Annotated in this window: 16 protein-coding genes; 5 read left to right on the top strand and 11 right to left on the bottom strand. The window is 67.8% G+C overall.

What is annotated here, in order from left to right; translation table 11 throughout:
* Window positions 1-17: 17 nt before the first annotated feature.
* Window positions 18-2,966 (bottom strand): isoleucine--tRNA ligase, encoded by a 2,949-nt coding sequence (ileS, locus tag G9Q80_RS20385; RefSeq protein WP_088715300.1) that lies wholly within the window; start codon window positions 2,964-2,966, stop codon window positions 18-20.
* A 411-nt stretch (window positions 2,967-3,377) separates the two neighbouring features.
* Between ileS and G9Q80_RS20380 the strand changes: the two genes are divergently transcribed.
* Both G9Q80_RS20380 and G9Q80_RS28500 read left to right on the top strand, forming a co-directional pair.
* Window positions 3,378-3,698: a hypothetical protein gene (locus G9Q80_RS20380; protein WP_043136566.1), complete on the top strand. Its 321-nt coding sequence runs from the start codon at window positions 3,378-3,380 to the stop codon at window positions 3,696-3,698.
* 160 nt (window positions 3,699-3,858) lie between these two features.
* Window positions 3,859-5,052, top strand: coding sequence for an FAD-dependent oxidoreductase (locus G9Q80_RS28500; RefSeq protein WP_088715301.1), 1,194 nt, complete (start codon window positions 3,859-3,861; stop codon window positions 5,050-5,052).
* Here G9Q80_RS28500 and G9Q80_RS20370 read toward each other — a convergent pair.
* The 6 genes from G9Q80_RS20370 to G9Q80_RS20345 form a co-directional block, all read right to left on the bottom strand.
* The gene (locus G9Q80_RS20370; RefSeq protein WP_184757157.1) at window positions 4,961-5,359 is read right to left on the bottom strand and encodes a CBU_0592 family membrane protein; all 399 of its coding nucleotides are present in this window, start codon (window positions 5,357-5,359) and stop codon (window positions 4,961-4,963) included. The two genes, G9Q80_RS28500 and G9Q80_RS20370, sit on opposite strands and share 92 nt — an antisense overlap.
* A gap of 103 nt (window positions 5,360-5,462) precedes the next feature.
* Window positions 5,463-6,170, bottom strand: a complete 708-nt coding sequence (locus G9Q80_RS20365) for a VIT1/CCC1 transporter family protein (protein WP_083242265.1) — start codon at window positions 6,168-6,170, stop codon at window positions 5,463-5,465.
* Between the two features lie 83 nt (window positions 6,171-6,253).
* Window positions 6,254-9,019 (bottom strand): DUF2339 domain-containing protein, encoded by a 2,766-nt coding sequence (locus G9Q80_RS20360; RefSeq protein ID WP_088715302.1) that lies wholly within the window; start codon window positions 9,017-9,019, stop codon window positions 6,254-6,256.
* Between the two features lie 97 nt (window positions 9,020-9,116).
* On the bottom strand, window positions 9,117-10,127 hold the full coding sequence (locus G9Q80_RS20355) for a YcjF family protein (protein WP_088715303.1): 1,011 nt from the start codon (window positions 10,125-10,127) through the stop codon (window positions 9,117-9,119).
* Window positions 10,124-10,597, bottom strand: a complete 474-nt coding sequence (locus G9Q80_RS20350) for a GNAT family N-acetyltransferase (protein ID WP_232788209.1) — start codon at window positions 10,595-10,597, stop codon at window positions 10,124-10,126. Before G9Q80_RS20350 ends, G9Q80_RS20355 begins: the two co-directional genes overlap by 4 nt.
* Window positions 10,594-12,009, bottom strand: coding sequence for a YcjX family GTP-binding protein (locus tag G9Q80_RS20345; protein ID WP_088715304.1), 1,416 nt, complete (start codon window positions 12,007-12,009; stop codon window positions 10,594-10,596). The genes G9Q80_RS20350 and G9Q80_RS20345 overlap by 4 nt, the downstream gene beginning before the upstream one ends.
* 198 nt (window positions 12,010-12,207) lie before the next feature.
* Here G9Q80_RS20345 and truA point away from each other — a divergent pair, with 198 nt between their 5' ends.
* Window positions 12,208-12,975 (top strand): tRNA pseudouridine(38-40) synthase TruA, encoded by a 768-nt coding sequence (gene truA / locus G9Q80_RS20340; protein WP_088715305.1) that lies wholly within the window; start codon window positions 12,208-12,210, stop codon window positions 12,973-12,975.
* A 54-nt stretch (window positions 12,976-13,029) separates the two neighbouring features.
* Here truA and G9Q80_RS20335 read toward each other — a convergent pair whose 3' ends face one another.
* From G9Q80_RS20335 to G9Q80_RS20325, 3 genes are all read right to left on the bottom strand, one after another.
* A complete protein-coding gene (locus tag G9Q80_RS20335) occupies window positions 13,030-13,827 on the bottom strand; it encodes a phytanoyl-CoA dioxygenase family protein (protein WP_043136588.1) in 798 nt (265 codons plus the stop codon).
* Window positions 13,828-13,891: 64 nt separating this feature from the next.
* Window positions 13,892-14,413 carry a hypothetical protein gene (locus tag G9Q80_RS20330; RefSeq protein ID WP_088715306.1) on the bottom strand — a complete coding sequence of 174 codons (522 nt, stop codon included), beginning with the start codon at window positions 14,411-14,413 and terminating at the stop codon, window positions 13,892-13,894.
* Window positions 14,410-16,059, bottom strand: a complete 1,650-nt coding sequence (locus tag G9Q80_RS20325) for a hypothetical protein (protein ID WP_088715307.1) — start codon at window positions 16,057-16,059, stop codon at window positions 14,410-14,412. Before G9Q80_RS20325 ends, G9Q80_RS20330 begins: the two co-directional genes overlap by 4 nt.
* A gap of 101 nt (window positions 16,060-16,160) precedes the next feature.
* On the opposite strand from G9Q80_RS20325, the gene G9Q80_RS20320 reads away from it, so the two are divergent.
* Window positions 16,161-17,303: an amidohydrolase gene (locus tag G9Q80_RS20320; protein ID WP_088715308.1), complete on the top strand. Its 1,143-nt coding sequence runs from the start codon at window positions 16,161-16,163 to the stop codon at window positions 17,301-17,303.
* A gap of 56 nt (window positions 17,304-17,359) precedes the next feature.
* Entirely contained in the window at window positions 17,360-17,800 is a 441-nt protein-coding gene (gene ybiA, locus G9Q80_RS20315; RefSeq protein ID WP_088715309.1) for a riboflavin biosynthesis intermediates N-glycosidase, read from the top strand.
* Window positions 17,801-17,802: 2 nt separating this feature from the next.
* Here ybiA and G9Q80_RS20310 read toward each other — a convergent pair whose 3' ends face one another.
* Complete coding sequence (locus tag G9Q80_RS20310; protein WP_088715310.1) at window positions 17,803-18,840, bottom strand: zinc-dependent alcohol dehydrogenase family protein; 1,038 nt, start codon at window positions 18,838-18,840, stop codon at window positions 17,803-17,805.
* Window positions 18,841-18,842: the final 2 nt, after the last annotated feature.

Here is an 18,842-nt window from a genome sequence, read left to right as displayed (position 1 = left end):
TCGATGCGCTCTGGGGATCAGTCCAGGGCGGCGTTGCAGCGTTTGCAGGTGGCGGGGTGGGCATGGTGGCCCACGTCCGGCAGGATCTTCCAGCACCGCTGGCACTTTTCGCCTTCGGCTTTTTCAAAGACCACGCCGACGCCTTCGACCTCGGGCATCCGGTAGGCCTCGTTCGGCATCGGGTCGCCGGTCAGGAAGATGTCCGAGGTGATGCAGACATCCTCGAAGGCGACCGATTTCAGCGCCTCCAGCATGTCCGGCTCTCTCACATGTACCACCGGCGCCGCTTCCAGCGAGGCGCCGATCACCTTGTCAGTGCGCTGCACCTCCAGCGCGGCGGTGACGACACGGCGGGCGCGGCGCACCATCTGCCACTTGGCCGCCAGCGGTTCGTCCAGCCAGTCCTTGGGCGTCTCGGGGATGTCCTGCAGGTGGATCGAGCTATCGTCGCCCGGGAAGCGTTCCAGCCAGACCTCTTCCATCGTGAACACCAGGATCGGCGCCAGCCAGGTGGTCAGGCGGTGGAACAGCAGGTCCATGACCGTGCGTGCCGCGCGGCGGCGTGCGGTGTCGCCATCGCAGTACAGCGCGTCCTTGCGGATGTCGAAGTAGAAGGCCGAGAGTTCCACCGTGCAGAAGTTGAACAACTGTTGGTAGACGCCCTGGAAGTCATAGGCGGCATAGCCTTCGCGCACCACGTGATCCAGTTCCGCAAGACGGTGCAGGATATAGCGTTCCAACTCGGGCATGTCCTTGGCGTCGACGCGCTGATCCTCGGTGAAATGCGACACCGCGCCCAGCATGTAGCGCAGTGTGTTGCGCAACCGGCGATAGCCGTCGGCGGTGCCTTTCAGGATCTCCGGCCCGATCCGCAGATCGGCGGTGTAATCCGCTTGTGCCACCCAGAGCCGCAGGATGTCCGCACCGTACTGCTTGGTCACGTCCTCGGGCGCCACGGTATTGCCGAGCGACTTGGACATCTTGTTGCCCTTCTCGTCCAGCGTAAAGCCGTGGGTCAGCGCGCCGCGATAGGGCGCGCGGCCCAGCGTGCCGCAGGCCTGCAGCATCGAGGAGTGGAACCAGCCGCGGTGCTGGTCGGTGCCTTCGAGGTAGAGGTCCGCGATGCCGTCCTCGGAGCCGTCCGGCCGGTCGCGCAGAACGAAGGCATGGGTCGAGCCACTGTCGAACCAGACGTCGAGGATGTCGAAGACCTGTTCCCATTCGCTGGGGTCATAGTCATTGCCCAGGAACCGTTCCTTGGCGCCGGGCTTGTACCAGGCATCCGCGCCCTCGGCCTCGAAGGCCTCGAGGATGCGGGCGTTGACCGCCTCGTCGCGCAGCAGGAAATCCGCGTCCGTCGGCATCGCGGCGCGTTTCACGAAACAGGTCAGCGGCACACCCCAGGCGCGCTGGCGCGACAGCACCCAGTCGGGCCGCGCCTCGATCATGGAGTACAGCCGGTTGCGCCCGGTCTGCGGCGTCCATTTGACCAGCTTGTCGATGCTGGTCAGGGCGCGTTCGCGGATCGTCTTGCCATAGGTGTCCTGACCGTCGCCGACCTCGCGGTCGATGGCGGCGAACCATTGCGGCGTGTTGCGGTAGATCACCGGCGCCTTGGAGCGCCAGGAATGCGGATAGCTGTGTGTCATCCGCCCGCGCGCGATCAGCCCGCCGACCTCGACCAGCTTGTCGATGACGGCAGTGTTGGCCTTGCCTTCCTTGCCCTTGGCGGTGATGACCTCAAGCCCCTTGAACAGCGGCACATGGGGCAGGAACTCGCCCGCTTCGCCGACGTTGTGGGTCATCCGGTCCATCCAGCCGCGCTTGACGAAGGCGTCATAATCCTCCTGGCCGTGGCTGGGCGCAGTGTGGACAAAGCCGGTTCCGGCCTCGTCGGTGACGTGCTCACCATCGATCATCGGCACGTCGTAGTCCCAGAAGTCCTCGCCGCCCTCGACGCCCCGGAAGGGGTGGGCGAGGGTCAGCCCGGCCAGCTCGTCAGCGGACACATCGCGGACACGGGTCCATTGTCCGTCGGACAGGCGGGCCTTGGTCAGCACCTCTTCGGCCAGTGCATCGGCCAGAAGATAGGTATCGCCCACCTTGACCCAGCATTCCTCGGGCGTGCCCGTGACCTCGTAGAGGCCGTAGGAGATCGCCGGATTGTAGGCGACTGCCTTGTTCGAGGGGATGGTCCAGGGGGTGGTTGTCCAGATCACCACGCGGGCGGACAGCAGGTCCGTGTCCATGCAGGCGCCGGTATTCGGGAAGTTCGATGCGGAGACAACATCGAACGGCACCCAGATCGTGTGCGACTTGTGATCGTGGTATTCCACCTCGGCCTCGGCCAGGGCGGTCTTTTCCACCGGCGACCACATCACCGGCTTGGACCCCTGGTAGAGCGTCCCGTTCATCAGGAACTTCTGGAACTCTTCCGCGATCACCCGCTCGGCGTGAAAGTTCATCGTCAGGTAGGGATCGACCCAGTTGCCGGTCACGCCCAGGCGCTTGAACTCCTCGCGCTGGATGTCGATCCAGCCCTCGGCGAACCTGCGGCATTCCTGGCGAAAGTCGACCACGTCGACCTCGTCCTTGTTCTGGCCCTTCTCGCGGTACTTCTGCTCGATCTTCCATTCGATCGGCAAGCCGTGGCAGTCCCAGCCAGGGACGTAACGCGCGTCGCGGCCCATCATCTGCTGCGAGCGGACGATGAAATCCTTGAGGACCTTGTTCAGCGCGTGGCCGATGTGCAGGTGGCCGTTGGCATAGGGCGGGCCATCGTGCAGCGTGAAGGCCGGGCGGCCCTCTTTCTCGCGCAGGCGGTCATAGACGCCGATCTTTTCCCAGCGGGCCAGCCAGTCGGGTTCGCGCTTGGGCAGGCCGGCGCGCATGGGGAAATCGGTTTTCGGCAGGGACAGTGTGGTCTTGTAGTCGGGCACTGTCGTTTCGGTCGTGTCGGCGCACATTTGTGGCGTCCTTTGAATCACTGGTGTTGGTCAGGATGTTGGGGCGGCGCGACGTCTCATACGCCTTGTCCCGGCGGCTCGTATCCTCAGAGCGCCGGGCATGTAATTCGAATGATGAACACATGGTACGTCATCTTGCGCGCCTTATAGGCCCGCCGTGCGGGCGCGTAAAGTGGGCAGGCATCGGCGGGAACCTGCGATGCCGCCCTGCAGCATGGGCGGGAAACGGCTGTCTGGTGACATCCTTGGGTTGTATCCGCCGGAACCCGCCGAGGCGACTCTGCCGTTTCGGCGGGCCTTGACCGATCCGGTTCCGCGTCGGGATCGGCGGGTTTTCCGGGCGCGTAGCTTCCCCATCTTGGTACATGAGCGCCGGCCACTCCCGGCGCGCCAGGAGGAAAGGAAAGCCAGATGACACATCAGACGACAGACCCGTACCTGCGACAACACGAAGCCCGCTATTCGCCCGAAGAGCGCATCGACGATCGCCTTGCCAGTTCGCGCCGTTCCGGTGGGTCGGCACTGGGCATCCTGGTCGCCCTGTTGGTCGGCCTCGGGGTCGTGGCGCTGATCGCTTACGGCTCGGGTTCGACCACGACGCCGGTCGATCCGGCGGCCATTGATCCTGCAGGGGCGCCGACGGCGATGGACCCGACCCTGGGCACCGCCGCGCCCGAGGCAGAGACAAACGCGCCCATCGCTCCGACGGAACCGGCGGTTCCCGCCGAATGAACCCGCCCGGGCGGGTGGCAGCGCCCGGGGCCGGCATTACCGGTCCCGGGCTTCTTTGCGTCAGTCGCCGCGGTTTGCAGGAAATTCAGGCCGCCTGCGGCAGTGCGCCGCTTGCGCTGTCGTGCCTCTCCGGGCTTCCCTGTCGGTTGGGAGGGGCGGCATGTCCAGAAAACTCGACATCGCGATCGCCGGGGCCGGAATGGGTGGCCTGGCGGCGGCCACGGCGCTGCGGCAGTCCGGCCACGACGTGACCGTCTTCGACCAGTTCGAGGCGCCCGCGCCGGTCGGTTCGGGGCTGGTGATGCAGCCGGTGGGCCTGGACGTCCTGGAACAGCTGGGCGCCTTGCCCGCAGCGATGGCCAAGGGCAACCGCATCCACCGCATGTTCGGCCACGAGGCCAACAGCGGGCTCCCTGTGCTTGACGTGGCTTATGACGCGCCGGGTGTGCCCCGGTTTGGCCTGGCGATCCACCGGGCCGCCCTGTTCCAGGCATTGTTCGACACTGCTTTGGCATCCGGTGCGCGGCTGGAGCCCGGGCATCGCGTCACCGGTGAAAAGGACGGCAAGCTGTTGTTCGAGAATGGCAGCGCAGGTCCTTTCGATCTCATCGTGGATGCCACCGGCGCCGGTTCTCCGTTGTCGCCGATGCGCGCCCGGCCGCTGGGCTACGGCGCCCTCTGGGCGACCGTCAACTGGCCGGACAGGACCGATTTGCCACGCAACGAGCTGCGCCAGGCCTATCGCCGCGCCGACCGGATGATGGGCGTCCTGCCCGTGGGGGCCGTTCCCGGGCAGGAGGGATTTCGCAGCGCGATCTTCTGGTCTCTGCCGTCCGGCAGTCATGCGGCCTGGCTGGACCGAGGTCTGGAGGACTGGCAGGCCGAGGCCGTGGCGCTCTGGCCCGATTTCGCGCCCTTCATCAGCCAGATCACCGATCCGGGCCAGATGACGATGGCGCGCTACGCGCATGGCACCCTGAGGCGCCCCTTTCGCGAGCGCGTGGTGCATATCGGCGATGCGGCACATCGCGCCAGCCCGCAGCTGGGGCAGGGGGCGAACATGGCGCTTCTGGATGCCTGGGCCTTGGCGCAGGCTCTGAAGCTGGCACATGATGACCTGCCGCTGGCCGCGCTGACCTATGCCCGGGCGCGGCGCTGGCACGTTCGCAGCTACCAGTTGATGAGCCGGCTTTTCACGCCGCAGTACCAGGGCGACGGCCGCCTGTTGCCGATCCTGCGCGACAGGGTGCTGTACCCGATGTCTACGCTGAAACCGATTCAGGGTATCCTGACGCGGCTTGTCTGCGGGGACCTTCTGCCGCCGTTCGGTTCTCTCGCACCTCCTGAAGCGTGACGCGCCTTGTCCGGGCAGCCTCTGCCCGGCGATCGGATCCCCTGCGTACCAGGCGCAGGACAATGGCCGCGATGCCTATGCTGATCCAGAACACCTGGATCAGGGCCGAAGCCAGGTTGAATTCATGGCTGAGGCCGATCAGCACCAGCGACGCGGCCGCCGTATTGCCGACGAAATAGGTCAGACAATCCCCGGTCACCAGCCGAAAGCTGAGCGCCGCGTACACGCCGACATAAAGGAAGAACCCGCAGAGGCCGATGGCGCGAAAGATGTCCTCTGGCTCGGCGGTGGACAGGAAATCGATCATGGGAAAAAGGGTCCGGGCAAATGGGAATGGGCGGAAACAATAGCGCCATCCTGTGCCGGACTCCCGTTTGGCGCGAGTGAGGTATACCCGACTTTCCCGCGGACTACCCGAACAGCGATCCCACCCAGTAGGCGATCCCCGCGGCTACGCCGCCGATGGCCAGCGTCTCCAGCCCCGACCGCCACCAGGGGGCCAGCGACCAGATGCTTTTCAGCGATCCGATGGCAAAGAAGGTCACCAGCGTCAGCACGCTGGCCACCGTGAACCCATGCGCGAGCCCGATCAGGAAGGGCAGGAGTGGCACGGCGCCCGCCACCAGGAAGGCGCCGAATGTCACCAGCGCGGCGCGCATTGGATGAGGATCGACAGAGCCGATGCCGTACTCGCCTTCCAGCATGGTCTCGATCCAGATCTGGCGGTTCTTCGCGATCTGCTCTACCGCGTCGTCGAGCGTTGCGCCTGACAGGCCTTTCTGGCGCAGGATCTCGCGCAACTCGCGGCGCTCTCCATCCGGGTAAAGGCGGATATGGCGTTCCTCGACCTGGCGCAGGCGCAGCTTGTTGTCGCGGTCGGCCTTGGTGGCCGAGAAGTTCCCGGCGGCCATCGAAAACCCGTCCGCCAGCACGTTGGCCAGCCCAAGCGCCACGATCACGAAGGGCGATAGTCCGGCGCCCGCCACACCCGCGACGATGGCAAAGGTGGTTACACACCCGTCGATGGCGCCATAGACCGCATCGCTCAGGTCGCCACGGCCCGGCGGGTGGGCCAGGCGCTCGGCGATCTCGCCTTCGGAATGGCCATGTTCCGGCAGGTCCATGTGCCCGCTCTCCCTCGTTCGGCCCCTCTTGGTTGGCGCGCGCGACGCCTGCGGTCAAGGGCGCGGGCGTCGCACCCTCAGGCTTCGGGCGCCGGTGTGGCGCGGGTCTGTGCCCAGCGGTTGACCCATGCCAGCCCCGCCAGCGACAGGCCCAGCAACAGGAAGGAAAACACCCTGACCAAGCCCGCCAGTCCCGAGATGTCGATCAGAAAGACCTTGGCCACGGCCAGCGCGATCACGGCGACGCCGGCCCGGCGCAACCCGTCAGAGCTGCGCGCCAGCGACTGGTAGAACAGCCCGGCCCCGGCCAGCAGCAGGCCGACGGTATAGCTGTACAGCTCGCCGTCGGTGATGCCGTTGGCGGTGTGCATCAACGTGCCGCCCTGCCAGGCGTGACGGATCACCAGTCCCAGCCACAAGAGCGCCAGGAGAGCACCGGGCGCGCCGATCACCACGCGCAGCCAGCGCCGCAGGTGGGTCAGCCGAAGGGCGCCCGCCAACAGAACCGCCGCCGGCAGCAGGTAGGCCGGAATCAGCGTGTTCACCCCGATCAGGCCGTGTATCACCTGTTCTTCGAAGAGCGGGTTGCCCAGGGTGACCCCCAGCGCGAGCCAGATCAGCGACACCAGGCCAAAGACGGCCGCCAGCCCGGCGCGCAGCCAGCGCAGCGCGCCGCCCGCCTTCAGGCGTTCCAGTTGGGCCAGCGCGGTGCCGATCCAGATCGTCGCATAAAGACCCAGCGCCCAATGCGCCTCTTTCGGGACATGGCCCACGTAGGCCTCGATGGCGTGATACAGCGTCAGGCTGACCGTCATGCCGCCCACCGACCAGGCGGCGCTTTCCAGGAAGACCTGCGCGCGGGGGCGTGGCCGGGACTGGCCCAGCATCAGCGCGCCCAGCAGGGCCGCGAGGGTTCCGCCATAGGCGGCCAGCATCTCCAGCACCGGCGCCTCCAGCGCCCAGGGGAGCCCCGGCTGGATCAACAGCCGATAGCCCAGGGCCAGCACGCCCGCCGCGACAAAGCCTGTCATCTGCGGCAGGTCGAACCGCCGGTCCAGCGCAGTGGCGCTGACCACGACAGCCGCCAGTGCCAGGGTAAGGGCGGCATCGGTCAGCAGGACGGTCAGGGCAAAGGCGATGCAGGCCAGGGCCGAAACCGTGGCCAGGGCGGGCCGCAGCCGGTCCCCGGGGTCGGCCTGGGCAAACCGCGCCGCCTTGGCCACCATCAGTCCCGCCAGTGCCAGTGCGTGCAACGCCCAGGGCCAGGCGCCGATCATCATCGCCGGGTGCCAGCCGAATTCCAGCGCCAACCCCGCAAGCGGGGCGATCAGGGCCGCGGCTGCGGCCCAGCCGGCGTGGCCCCCGGGTTGCAGGCTGCGCCAGGCCGCCGCCAGCCCCGGCAGCACCGCTGCCAGCAGGATCAGCGTGAAATCCATCAGCATCCGCTGTTCGGTCAGCTCTTGCCCGGCGATGAACCGCGCTGTCAGCACGTCTTGCGCGGGGGCGTTCAGATCCGGCATTCCGATCAGCGCAAGCAGGGTCAGGACCGGCAGTGCCACCAGTTCCTGCAAGGCGGGCGCCCCGCGTGACCACAGCGTCAGTGCCACGGCCAGGCCCGAGGCCAATGCAAGCGACAACCGCCAGGTCAATGCGCTTTCAGGCGCGGCATGGACGAGGATCGCGCAGGCCGCTGCCAATGTGCCGAGGGCCAGGATCAGCGGAAAACCGGGCCGTCCGCGAGCGCCGGTCTCCAGCACGGATTGCACGAGGCCGGGTCCCTCATGGTCGGGGGCCAAGCCGCGCGAAGGAATCAGCAGGACCATGATCACCAGCGCGACGCCAAAGGCCGCGAGGCCCGCCATCATCGCCTCACCGCCCGACGTGGCCAGCAGCAGCCCGGCGCCCAGCGCCAGCACCACCGACAGCACGCTGACCCAGGCCCAGCGACGCAGCGTGTCGATGCCCAGGCCCATGCCTGCGAGCAGGCCGAAGTAGACCAGGAACCACTCGGGCGCGTCGCTTTGTCCGCCGACGACAAAGGGGGCCCCCATGCCGCCGATCAGCCCGATGGCCGCCAGCAGGGGGCCATGCCGCCAGCCCAGGACCAGCCCGAACAGTGCGACGCCGAACAGCGCCGACAAGGCGAATCCCGGCCCGACGAGGTCATACAGCAGCCGCGCCGCAAGGATGCCGCCCATCAGCGAGACGAGGCCCGCGCCCGACAGCACGGACGGCAGGTAGACGGTCGAACTGCTTTCGTCGTCACCGAACCGCCGTCGGATGGTCTCTCCTCCGCCGATCAGGGCGGCGCCGAACACCAACGCCGCGATCACGCGGGCGGTGGGCGTCAGCAATCCGGTTTCGATCCCGTATTGGACCAGGAAGATCCCGGCCAGCGACAGCGAGACGGCGGCAATGGCGTAGAACCAGTTTTCCTGAAGCCAGCGGCCCAGCCGGTCAAAGGCCGAGGGTGCGGCCGGGGAAGGCGCGGAGGGGCGGGGGGCTTCGGTACGGGCGGGCGCTGGCGGCCGAGCGGGCGGGCTTGCCGGCGCCTGTTTCGCGGGCGCCTTGGGGGCCTCTCCGGGCGCGGGCGACAGGTTGGCCGGCTGCGGTGTGGCGGATCGGGCGGCATCCCGCGGCGCGCTGGCGGTCACAGGCGTGGGCCTTGGCCGCTCTGCCGGGGCTGGACGGGTGGTTTGCGCAAGGCTGCGTTCGAGATCCTGCAGACGGGCCTGCAAGGCGCGCACCTCGCGGCGCGTGCGGATTTGCATGACGACCGTGACGATCACAACGATGGGCAAGGCCAGCAGGCCCAATCCCAGAATAACGAGAAGCGCTTCCATCCGTCGACGGTCTCCGATGTCTTCGGTCGCGCAGTCTAGGACGGGGGGCCGGCGCTGCACAGGTCCGGAATGCCGGACCCCGCGCAAGCCGGCCGTGTCACCCTTTGTCCTGCATCACGAGGCCGCTAAGCGAGCTGCGGATGATCGCCCGGACCGAAGGGCGTTTGCCCTTGCCAAAGGGCAGGGGGCGGCAGACCTCCATCGCCGCGACGCCGACGCGGGCAGTCAGGGCGCCGTTCACCATCCCCTCGCCAAAGCGGCGCGACAGCTTGCCCAGCAGGCCGCCGCCAAGAATGGGCTCCAGCATGTCGTCGCCGATGGCGACCGCCCCGGTGGCGACCAGGTGGGACATGACTGCCCGCGTCAGCCGCCAACTGCCCAAAGTGCCCGACCGCCCGCCATAGATCTCGGCGATGCGGCGGATCATCCGCAGGTTCGCCGTCAGCGCCGCCGCCACATCCGCCAGCGCCAGCGGCACCAGCGCCGTGACAGTCGCCACTTGCCGCGCCGCCGCCTCGACCTCGCGTCGGGCGGCCGTGTCCAGCGGTGCCAGCAGAGAATCTTCGGCATGGGTCAGCAATCCGGAGGCGTCGAAAATCTCGTCCCGCCGGGCTTTCAGCTTGTCCCGGCCCCACCGGGTGTCCTCGCGCCCCTTGTAGAGCGTCACGAGGTCGTCGGTCAGCTTGCGGGCCCCGGCAAGGTCCTCATCGGCCAGCGCGGTTTCGGCGGCATGGTGCAGCGCGTCGATCCGTGACAGGCGCGAAAAGGCCGCGATCTCCTTGATGACGATCATCAGGCAGACCAGGCCAAAAGCGGCGAACAGCGCCGTCACGGCCCAGCCCAGCATCGCGTTGCTGGCGATCAGATCGGTGACAAAACGCCAGGCCGCGATCGAGACCAGCGTACCCACCAGCGCCAGCAGCAGCCGCCAGAACCAGCGCGCCAGCGGCGAGGGATCGCGCGTGGCCAGCGCCGCCACCGTGGTCATGGCCGCGCCTTCGGGCGGGGGCAGGTGCGGTTCGGGGACGGGGGGCGCCTCGGAGGGGGTGGGCGTTGCGCCGTCGTCGTCGAGGTCGATCAGGACGGGACCCTTGGGGGGCTGGCTCATGTCACGGGCTCCTGCAGGGCGCCCGCATCGCGGCGCCATAGGTAATGAATGTCGGGCAAGCCTTCCTCATTGTCGCCATTCGTGCGGCGGGTCTCGGCAAAGCCGTGGCGCAGATAGAACCGCTGCGCGCCCTCGTTCCGTTGAAAGGTCCAGAGTTCCAGCCGGTCGGCCCGGGTCTTGGCGTGGTCCAGCAGCGCGCTGCCCAGCCGCCGCCCCTGTGCCCAGCCCGCCACGAACAACGCGTGGATTTCAGACCCTTCGCGGGCGAGGAATCCCGCCACCTCCGGCCCCAGTTCCGCCACCGTGACCCAGCCACGGTCGATCAGCGTGCCCGCGTGCGAGATGTCCTGCGCCGCCGAATGCAGGCGCGGCTTCCATGCGCGGGCCTCGACCGCCTCTGTGATCATCGCGCCAAGCCGTCCGGCATCGCCCGGGTCCGCTGCGCGCAGGGTGATCGTTTCGGCGGTCACAGCCGATCCCCGATCAGGAATTGTGCCGCGCGGTCCAGCCGGATGTGCGGCGGGCCTTCGCCGGGTTTCAGGGTCAGCGGTGCGGGGGCGAAATTCATCACCGAGTAATCCTGATCGAGCCATTTTTCCGCCCCTTCGCGGGCGCTGCCCAGCAGGTGCGTCGGATCTTCCGGCAATTCACCGGGGTAGAAGGCTGCCTGCTTGCCACTGTCCATGAGGGTGCCGCGCACGCAGGGCAGTTCGCTGCCCTGATGGGGCATCATCTGTTCCGTCGTCGCGCGCAGGGCGGCGATGGACATGGCCTGCGTCTCGGCCCCGGCAAAGCGCGCCCGGTCGCGCGCCTCGCGGGTCAGGGCCTCCATGATGCCGGTCAGGCGACCGTGTTGCAGGTGGTGCAGGTGATCGGCCTTGGTGGCGGCGAACAGGATCTTTTCCACCCGTTTGCCCATCAGGAGGTTGGTCAGAAAGGCATTGGTGCCGGGGCGGAAGGCGGTCAGGATCTCGGCGAGGGTGCGGCGCAGGTCCTCCATCGCGCGCGGCCCGGCATGGACGGCGCCAAGCGCATCCACCAGCACGATTTGCCGGTCGATGCGGCTGAAATGATCGCGGAAAAAGGGTTTGACGACGCGCGATTTGTAACTGTCATAGCGCCGTTCGAACTCGCGGTAGAGCGAGCGCCGCGGGACGCCGTCGACACGCGGCAGCGGCGCAAAGGTCAGCACGGGCGAGCCTTCCAGTTCTCCGGGTAGCAGGAACCGTCCCGGCGAACAGTCGGAAAATCCGGCGGCGCGGGCGGCGTGCAGGCTGTGGGTATAGGCCTCCGAGAGCGCCCGCGCGCGGGCTTCGTCCAACTCGGCACTGGCGTCCTCGGACCGCAGGCGGTCCAGCGTTTCCGGGCCGCCGGGACGTAGTTCCAGCCGCTCAAGCATGTCCTGCGACCACTCGGCATAGGATTTGTCCATCAGCGAGAGGTCCAGCAGCCATTCGCCGGGGTAATCGACGATATCGAGGTGCAGCGTGCGCGGCCCCTGCAGGCCCGCCAGCAGCCCGGCAGGCCGGATTTTCAGCGACAGACGCAGTTCCGAAACGGCGCGGGTGCTGTCCGGCCAATGCGGCGTGCGGGCGGTCAGGGCGCCCAGGTGGGTTTCATAGTCGAAGCGCGGCAGCGTGTCGTCGGGCTGGGGCTGCAGAAAGGCCGAAAGGATGCGCTGTTCGCTTTCGGCCACCAGTTGCGCCATGCGGGCGCGGTCCATCAGGTTCGCCACCAGCGAGGTGATGAAGACGGTCTTGCCCGCCCGCGACAGCCCGGTGACGCCCAGCCGGAGGGTCGGTTCGAAGAAGGTTTCCGACAAGGTGCCGGTGACATTCTCGACGCTCCGGGTGAGCGTGTCGGCGATGGCGCCAATGACCATGAGTTCCGGGCCTTTCCCTTCGGTTCGGATGCGAACTTAGTCATTGCCGCGGTGCGGGGCCAGAGGCGGACAGGGGGAATGTGGGCAATGTTGCGCCCCGCGCGCGGCGCGTCTCCCACGCGCCCATCCCCGTCTTGCCGCGCGCGGGACAGCCCGGCGGGATTGCCCTTGGTCCGGTGTACGGCTAGGAGGCGCGTCATGCCCAGGTATGCGCTTTTGGTGGAATATGACGGCCGTCCCTTCGCGGGCTGGCAGCGGCAGGCGGATCAGCCTTCGGTTCAGGCAGCCATCGAGGCGGCACTGGCCCGGCTGGAACCGCGCGACCATACTATCGCCGCCGCAGGGCGCACTGACGCCGGGGTGCACGCGCGCGGGCAGGTGGCCCATTGCGACATGGACAAGGACTGGGATCCCTTTCGCCTGTCCGAGGCGCTGAACTTTCACCTCAAGCCCGCACCGGTGGCGATCCGCGCGGCATCGGCCGTCTCCGATGACTGGCACGCACGGTTCTCAGCGGTCGAACGGCGCTACCTGTTCCGGCTGTTGATGCGGCGGGCGCCCGCGACGCTGGAGGCGGGGCAGGTCTGGCGGGTCAACCACGAGCTTGACGTCGATGCCATGCGCGACGGCGCGGCCCACCTACTGGGTCAGCATGATTTCACCACTTTCCGGTCCGTCATGTGCCAGGCGAAATCGCCGGTCAAGACGATGGACGAGATCACCATCAGGCGGGTCGAGGGGCTGGCCGGTCCCGAAGTACATTTCTTCCTGCGTGCCCGCAGTTTCCTGCACAACCAGGTGCGGTCTATCGTGGGCACCTTGGAACGGGTCGGCGCCGGTGCCTGGGCACCGGAGGACGTGAAGACGGCGCTCGAGGCGCGGTCGCGCGCCGCCTGCGGCCCGGTCTGCCCACCGGACGGGCTGAGCCTGATGGGCGTGGGCTATCCGGACGATCCTTTCGCCTGAGACAGCCCACCGCCCTTTGAATTGCTGACCCAAGAGGCGCCCGTCGGACCGGATTCAGCGGTTGAACAGGACCGGGAACCAATCCTCGCGCAGGCGCTGGCCCTCGGTCATGTCGTGGCCGGGGAACGGCGGAGAGGTGGGGCCGGGTCGCTTGGTATAGCGCGCGTCATCGCCCACCAGCCGCAACGAGAAGGCACGGCGCCGCGTCGGGCTGTCATTGCCGCGCGCGCCGTGAAGGACGGCAAAGTTGAAGGCGACGGCGTCGCCTGGTTCCAGCGCCCATTCGCGAACTTCCATGCCTTCGGCGTCCGGATCCGGCACCGGCATGTAGGCATCCGCGTCGGGATAGAAATCCTCCTCGGACAGCCAGCGCGTCGGCAGCACGGGCTTTTCCCAGAGGTGGGATCCGGCGACGCAGCGCAGGGTGGCTTCGCGCACCGGGTCCAGCGGGCTCCAGAAACTGACGGTCTGGCGACCCTCGACAAAGTAATAGGGGCCGTCCTGGTGCCAGGGCGTGGGCTTTGACGTACCCGGCTCCTTGACCAGCACATGATCGTGGAACAACTGCGCGCTGTCCGACCGCATCAGGTCCGCGGCGACCTCGGCCACGGCAGAGCTGCGGATGACCTCTTCGAACTCGGGGATGCGCTGCCAGTTGCAGTAGTCATCAAAGAAACGCCCGGCCTCGCCCTCCTTGAGGTTTTCTGCCGCGTAGGGACCCGGTTCGGACATGTTGCGGGCCACGCCGGCGCGCAGCGTTTCAACCTGGTCAGCCCAGAGCCCCCGCACAACGACCACGCCATTGCGCTGGTAATCGTCGATGTCGGCCTGGGTCAGCAAAGGGTGGGGCATGGGACTCTCCTGAATTTTGGCGGAGAGAAGCACGGGGCGCCGGAATGGGCAAGCCGCGCCCGGGTCAGTCGTTGTCGATGTCGCCCGCTCCGGCGCCGGCGCTGCGCGAGCTGTCCGTGGCCGGGACATATGTCAGGGCCGCGAGGGTGGACAGCCGGTCTATCAGCGCCGGATCTGCCGCGATGCGCGGGGGGAGGGTGGGGGCCGCGCCCTGAACGGGGGCGGTGTCCAGACACAACCGTGGCAGGCCGTCCTCGCTTTGGCCGAGCTCGGTGCGCGTGATGTGCAGGGCGGTCAGGCGGGCATAGGCCGGGGCCAGCGCCTCGTCCCCCGGTTGCAGGGTGAGGGTGATCTCAGGACCGGCGAGGTCCACCGCGCGCTGGATGTCTTCGACCAGCAGCGGAAGGCGCAGGATCGGGCTGTCATCAGGATCGGCGAGCGCGTCCAGCAGGGCCTGCGCCTCGCCTCCGCTGGCCAGGAATTGCACCGTCGCGGCGCCGAAAATCTGCGCCTGGTGCGGCGGAAAACCGGCGCCGCGCGCGGCCTTCTGGGCCAGCGTGGCGATTTCATTGGCGGAATAGCTCATGCGCCAAACCCCGCAAGCCACCAGTCATCGGCCCGCGCGGTCCCCAGGTCCTCGGGCAGCGGGGCGCCCTGGGCAAGGGCGATGCGTGTCCAGCGATCGGATTTCGGATCGAACTTGGTGGCGCCGAAAAAGGCGAGCTTGCAGCGCAACATGTCGATGGGCAGACAGCTTTCGGCGATCAGGTTGTCGCGGATTTCGGCATAGGGATGCGCGGCCAGGCAGGCGACCCGGGCAAGGGCCAGTTCATGCTCGGGCCGGGCGGCGCGAAAGGCGCGCAGGTCCGTGACGCCGTCCAGCGCATGCCAGAGCGCCTGCACGCGCCGCGCAATGTCCAGCGGGCTTTCGCGGTCCGCGCCGGGGTCGTCGAAACGATCGCCCAGCCTGGGTTCAAGCTTTTCTTCGGAGACGTACCAGAAGCGGCGTTGCTGTGCGGTCTCTTCGAAATCCAGCCGCAGCACCCAATCGAAATGCGTTTCGATGGCCGTGCGCAGGGATTGGGCGTCGTCGAACCCGTTTACCGGCGGGGTCAGCGGGTCCGTCATGCCCGCGGCGAGGTCGTCCACGATGTCTCCGAAGGGTTCCAGCGCCAGCGCAACGCAAAGCTCCTGCGTGTCGACCGAAAAGGCCTCGGACCGGCGGATCAGCGCGTCGACCGGCGAGTCCTGCGGAAGCTCCTCGACAAAGCCGCGGATTGCGGGCCATTCGGCCCGGATCAGGTCGATCCGCGCCTGGTGGTCGGGGGCTGGCACCTGCCATTCTACAAGGTGCGCGGCCACGCGATCGCACAGGGTGGTCAGCCTTGTGCGGTCTTCGCGTCCCAGCGTGGGCAGGGCGCGAACCCTGGCCAGGGCGGTTTCCCGCGCCTGCATCCAGTTGTTCAGCAAAACGGGATGCGAGACCAGGAAGGGCGCCATGCCCAGCCCGGTGGAATTGCCGATTCCAAGGTGGCGTTTCAGGGCCGGATCCAGGGCCGTGCCGCCCAGGTGCTCGACAAGATCGTGGGTAAAGCTGCGGATCATCCAGACCGTCAGCATCTCGGCGGCAAAGGGACCTTCGATCCCCGGCCGGCCCGCGATCAGCCCCCGGTCGGCGATGCCGAACTTGCCGTTCCCGTAAACCGCCGTTGTCCGCATCAGGTAGCCGACCTCGTTGACCAGCGCTTCATCCGGTTGCCGGCCCTCGCGCAGGCGTTCGATCACGTGGGAAAACAGCCGCACGGATTTGTTGGCACGCGACAGGACCAGGTCCCGTTCCGTGTAGCGGGCGGCCTCCTGTTGCGGAGCGGCGGCGCAGATGCGGGCGATTTCATCGGAGTCGGGCACGCCATCATAAAGGACATAGGCCGTGTCCCAGGCGGTCGCGATCACGCGGTCGGTGCGCATCTCGTCTGGCAGATGGGTCGAGACGGCGACAAGGCTGTAGTCGTGCCCGCCCAGTGCAATGGTATAGACCGCATGGCCAAAACCCTCCGCACCGATGTTCCAGACCGGGCGCCGCAGCCTCGCCCCTTCGGCGGCCAGGCGTCGGGTCAGAACCCGCAGAAAGCTCAATCGTGTCGGAAAGCTTGCGCCCATGCGGTGCAGGCGCATGACCTGCGACGGCGGGCGCAGTCCGGTCCGGGGCGAGGGGCAGACGAGATCCTTCATGCGGTGACTGTGCCACCTAGATCGCGAGCTGGGAAGAGCCTGCCGGGCTTGCATCGGGGGCCTGCGCCGTGAAAGGCTGCTCTATCGGCAAGGGGGAAGGCATGTCCGCAGTGGATGCGATCGACGCAAGCGTATTGCAACGGGCGCGGGCCTTGCGCCATGCGCTGCACCGGGCGCCGGAATTGTCCGGGGCGGAACATGCCACCGCCGTGCGTATCGCCGCGGAAATGCGGGCGCTGGGCGCGTCCGAGGTCATCACCGGGCTGGGGGGGACCGGCGTGGCGGCGGTCTTTGGCAGCGGGCAAGACGGGCTTGTGATCCGGTGCGAACTGGACGCGCTGCCGATCGAGGAAACCGGCGCGCCTGCCTGGCGATCGGAACAGCCGGGGGTTGCGCATCTTTGCGGTCACGACGGTCACATGGCGATCCTGCACGCGGTGGCGCAGGTTTTGTCGCGGTCCTCGCCTGCGGGCCGGGTGATCCTGCTATTCCAGCCTGCCGAGGAGACTGGGGCTGGGGCGCGCGCGGTGCTGGCGGACCCGCGCTTTGCCGCGCTGGGCGCGCGGATGGCGATTTCACTGCACAACCTGCCCGGCTTGCCGCTGGGTGCCGTGGCATTGCGAGAGGGGCCAGCCAACTGTGCCTCGCGCGGCTTGCGCGTGCGTTTGAGCGGGCGCACCGCCCATGCTTCGCAGCCCGAGACCGGCAAGTCGCCCGGCGTGGCGCTGGCCGCGCTGATCCCAGGTCTGGCCGGGCTCAGCCGTGATCTGCCGACCGATGACGTGCGGTTCCGGCTGGCCACCGTGACCCATGCCCGGCTGGGCGTGCCTGCATTCGGCGTGGCGCCCGGCGAGGCCGAGCTTTATGTCACCCTGCGGACACTGCTGGATGACCAGATGGCGGATCTTGAGGCCGAGGCACGGGGCATGATCGCCGGTGCGGCGCGGGGCTTTGGCACGGAGATCACGGTGCACGAGGCCTTTGGCCATTGCGTGAACGCGCCCGAGGCGGTGGCCCTGCTGGAACGCGCGGTCGAAGGACTGCCGCGCAAGGATGCCGCCGTGCCCATGCGTGCCTCCGAGGATTTCGGGCTGTTCGGCAGCGTGATGCCCTCTGCCATGTTTTTTCTGGGGGCCGGGCAAGAGGCTCCGGCGCTGCACAATCCCGACTATGATTTTCCCGACGAGTTGATCGGGATCGGCGCGGCGATCTTCCTGGGCGCCATCGCCGCGCAGGGGGGCTGAATGTACGTCGGGAATACCGGACTGGCACTGCGGGCGCTTCCGGGGTTTCTGGCGCCATGACCGACACGATCTATTTCTACGCCCAGACCGACCCTTACGGAGAGTTCTCGAACTTCGCGCCCTTTGGCGTGGACAAGGAGGGCCTGTGGTGGCGCACGGTCGAACATTATTTTCAGGCGATGAAGTTCCACGACATCACCCACCGGGAACGCATCCGCATGTGTTCGCGCCCGAAGCAGGCCAAGGCGCTGGGCATGACCCGTGACATCCCGATCCGCAGTGATTGGGAAGAAGTCAAGGACGGGATCATGATGGAGGCCGTCTTTGACAAGTTCACCCTGCACCGGGGGCCGCGCGACCTGCTCTTGTCCACGGGGGACGCGCAGATCGTCGAAAACGCGCCGATGGATGCCTACTGGGGCTGCGGCCCGGACGGGCAGGGGCTGAACCGGCTGGGCGAAATCCTGATGCAGGTGCGCGAAGAATTGCGCGGCTGAGGTCAGAACCGGGTGATGACCGTCGCGCCGCGCGCCTGAAAACTGTCCATGTCCATCAACGCAGGCGCCGCCTCTTCAAGGCTGATCCGGTCGCCGACCAACTGGTCTGGGGACAGGGCGCCGCTGGCGATCATGTCCAGCATGGCACCATAACGGTGCGCCTGCATACCGTGGCTGCCGAGGATTTCCAGTTCCCAGCCGATCACGCGATCCATCGGCAGGGGCGGACGGCTCTGGTCGCCCAGCAGCAGGCCGACCTGCACATGGCGGCCGCGCTTGCGCAGGCTGAGGATCGAGTTCGCACAGGTCTCGGGGTGGCCAAGGGCGTCGATCGACAGGTGCGCGCCACCCCGCGTCAGGTCGCGCACTGCCTCTGGCACGTTCCCGGCGCGCGCGTCCACGACCGCCGTGGCGCCCATGCTGCGCGCCATGTCCAGCTTGTCCGCGTCGATGTCCACCGCCAGGACCCGCGCGCCCATCGCCCGCGCGATCATGATGGCAGACAGGCCAACGCCGCCGCAGCCATGTACGGCGACCCATTCGCCGCCGGAGACCCGCCCCTGGTCGACCACGGCGCGGAAACTGGTGGCAAACCGGCAGCCGAGGCTGGCCGCGGTATCGAACCCCATGTCAGGCGGCAGCCCGACAAGGTTCAGGTCCGCCTGAGGCAGCGCGACGAATTCGGCATAGCTGCCCCAATGGGTGAAGCCGGGTTGAAACTGGTTGTCGCAAACCTGCTGATGCCCCGCGTGACATTCAGGGCAGGTGCCGCAAGAGCAGATGAAAGGAACGGTCACGCGGTCGCCCTCGGACCAGCGCGTGACGCCGTCACCAACCGCCGCGACGGTGCCGGCCAGTTCATGCCCGGGCACATGCGGCAGCGCGATGTCCGGGTCGTGGCCCATCCATCCGTGCCAGTCGCTGCGGCAAAGGCCCGTCGCCTCGACCTTCAGCACGACGCCGCCCCGTGCAGGCGCGGGATCGGGGAGGGTGGTGATCTTCGGCGCGGCGCCGAAGGCCTCGTAGAGCATGGCTTTCATGG

The organism is Mameliella sp. LZ-28 (assembly GCF_012274245.1).
In the GTDB taxonomy this organism is placed as follows: domain Bacteria; phylum Pseudomonadota; class Alphaproteobacteria; order Rhodobacterales; family Rhodobacteraceae; genus Antarctobacter; species Antarctobacter albus.
This window is presented reverse-complemented; position numbering and strand designations above follow the sequence as displayed.

Coding starts and splice junctions, on each gene's coding strand:
- ybiA (WP_088715309.1), top strand. CDS start 17,360: ATGACCGACACGATCTATTTCTACGCCCAGACCGACCCTTACGGAGAG.
- truA (WP_088715305.1), top strand. CDS start 12,208: ATGCCCAGGTATGCGCTTTTGGTGGAATATGACGGCCGTCCCTTCGCG.
- G9Q80_RS20320 (WP_088715308.1), top strand. CDS start 16,161: ATGTCCGCAGTGGATGCGATCGACGCAAGCGTATTGCAACGGGCGCGG.
- G9Q80_RS20325 (WP_088715307.1), bottom strand. CDS start 16,059: ATGAAGGATCTCGTCTGCCCCTCGCCCCGGACCGGACTGCGCCCGCCG.
- G9Q80_RS28500 (WP_088715301.1), top strand. CDS start 3,859: ATGTCCAGAAAACTCGACATCGCGATCGCCGGGGCCGGAATGGGTGGC.
- G9Q80_RS20310 (WP_088715310.1), bottom strand. CDS start 18,840: ATGAAAGCCATGCTCTACGAGGCCTTCGGCGCCGCGCCGAAGATCACC.
- G9Q80_RS20345 (WP_088715304.1), bottom strand. CDS start 12,009: ATGGTCATTGGCGCCATCGCCGACACGCTCACCCGGAGCGTCGAGAAT.
- G9Q80_RS20330 (WP_088715306.1), bottom strand. CDS start 14,413: ATGAGCTATTCCGCCAATGAAATCGCCACGCTGGCCCAGAAGGCCGCG.
- G9Q80_RS20335 (WP_043136588.1), bottom strand. CDS start 13,827: ATGCCCCACCCTTTGCTGACCCAGGCCGACATCGACGATTACCAGCGC.
- G9Q80_RS20370 (WP_184757157.1), bottom strand. CDS start 5,359: ATGATCGATTTCCTGTCCACCGCCGAGCCAGAGGACATCTTTCGCGCC.
- G9Q80_RS20380 (WP_043136566.1), top strand. CDS start 3,378: ATGACACATCAGACGACAGACCCGTACCTGCGACAACACGAAGCCCGC.
- G9Q80_RS20355 (WP_088715303.1), bottom strand. CDS start 10,127: ATGAGCCAGCCCCCCAAGGGTCCCGTCCTGATCGACCTCGACGACGAC.
- G9Q80_RS20360 (WP_088715302.1), bottom strand. CDS start 9,019: ATGGAAGCGCTTCTCGTTATTCTGGGATTGGGCCTGCTGGCCTTGCCC.
- ileS (WP_088715300.1), bottom strand. CDS start 2,966: ATGTGCGCCGACACGACCGAAACGACAGTGCCCGACTACAAGACCACA.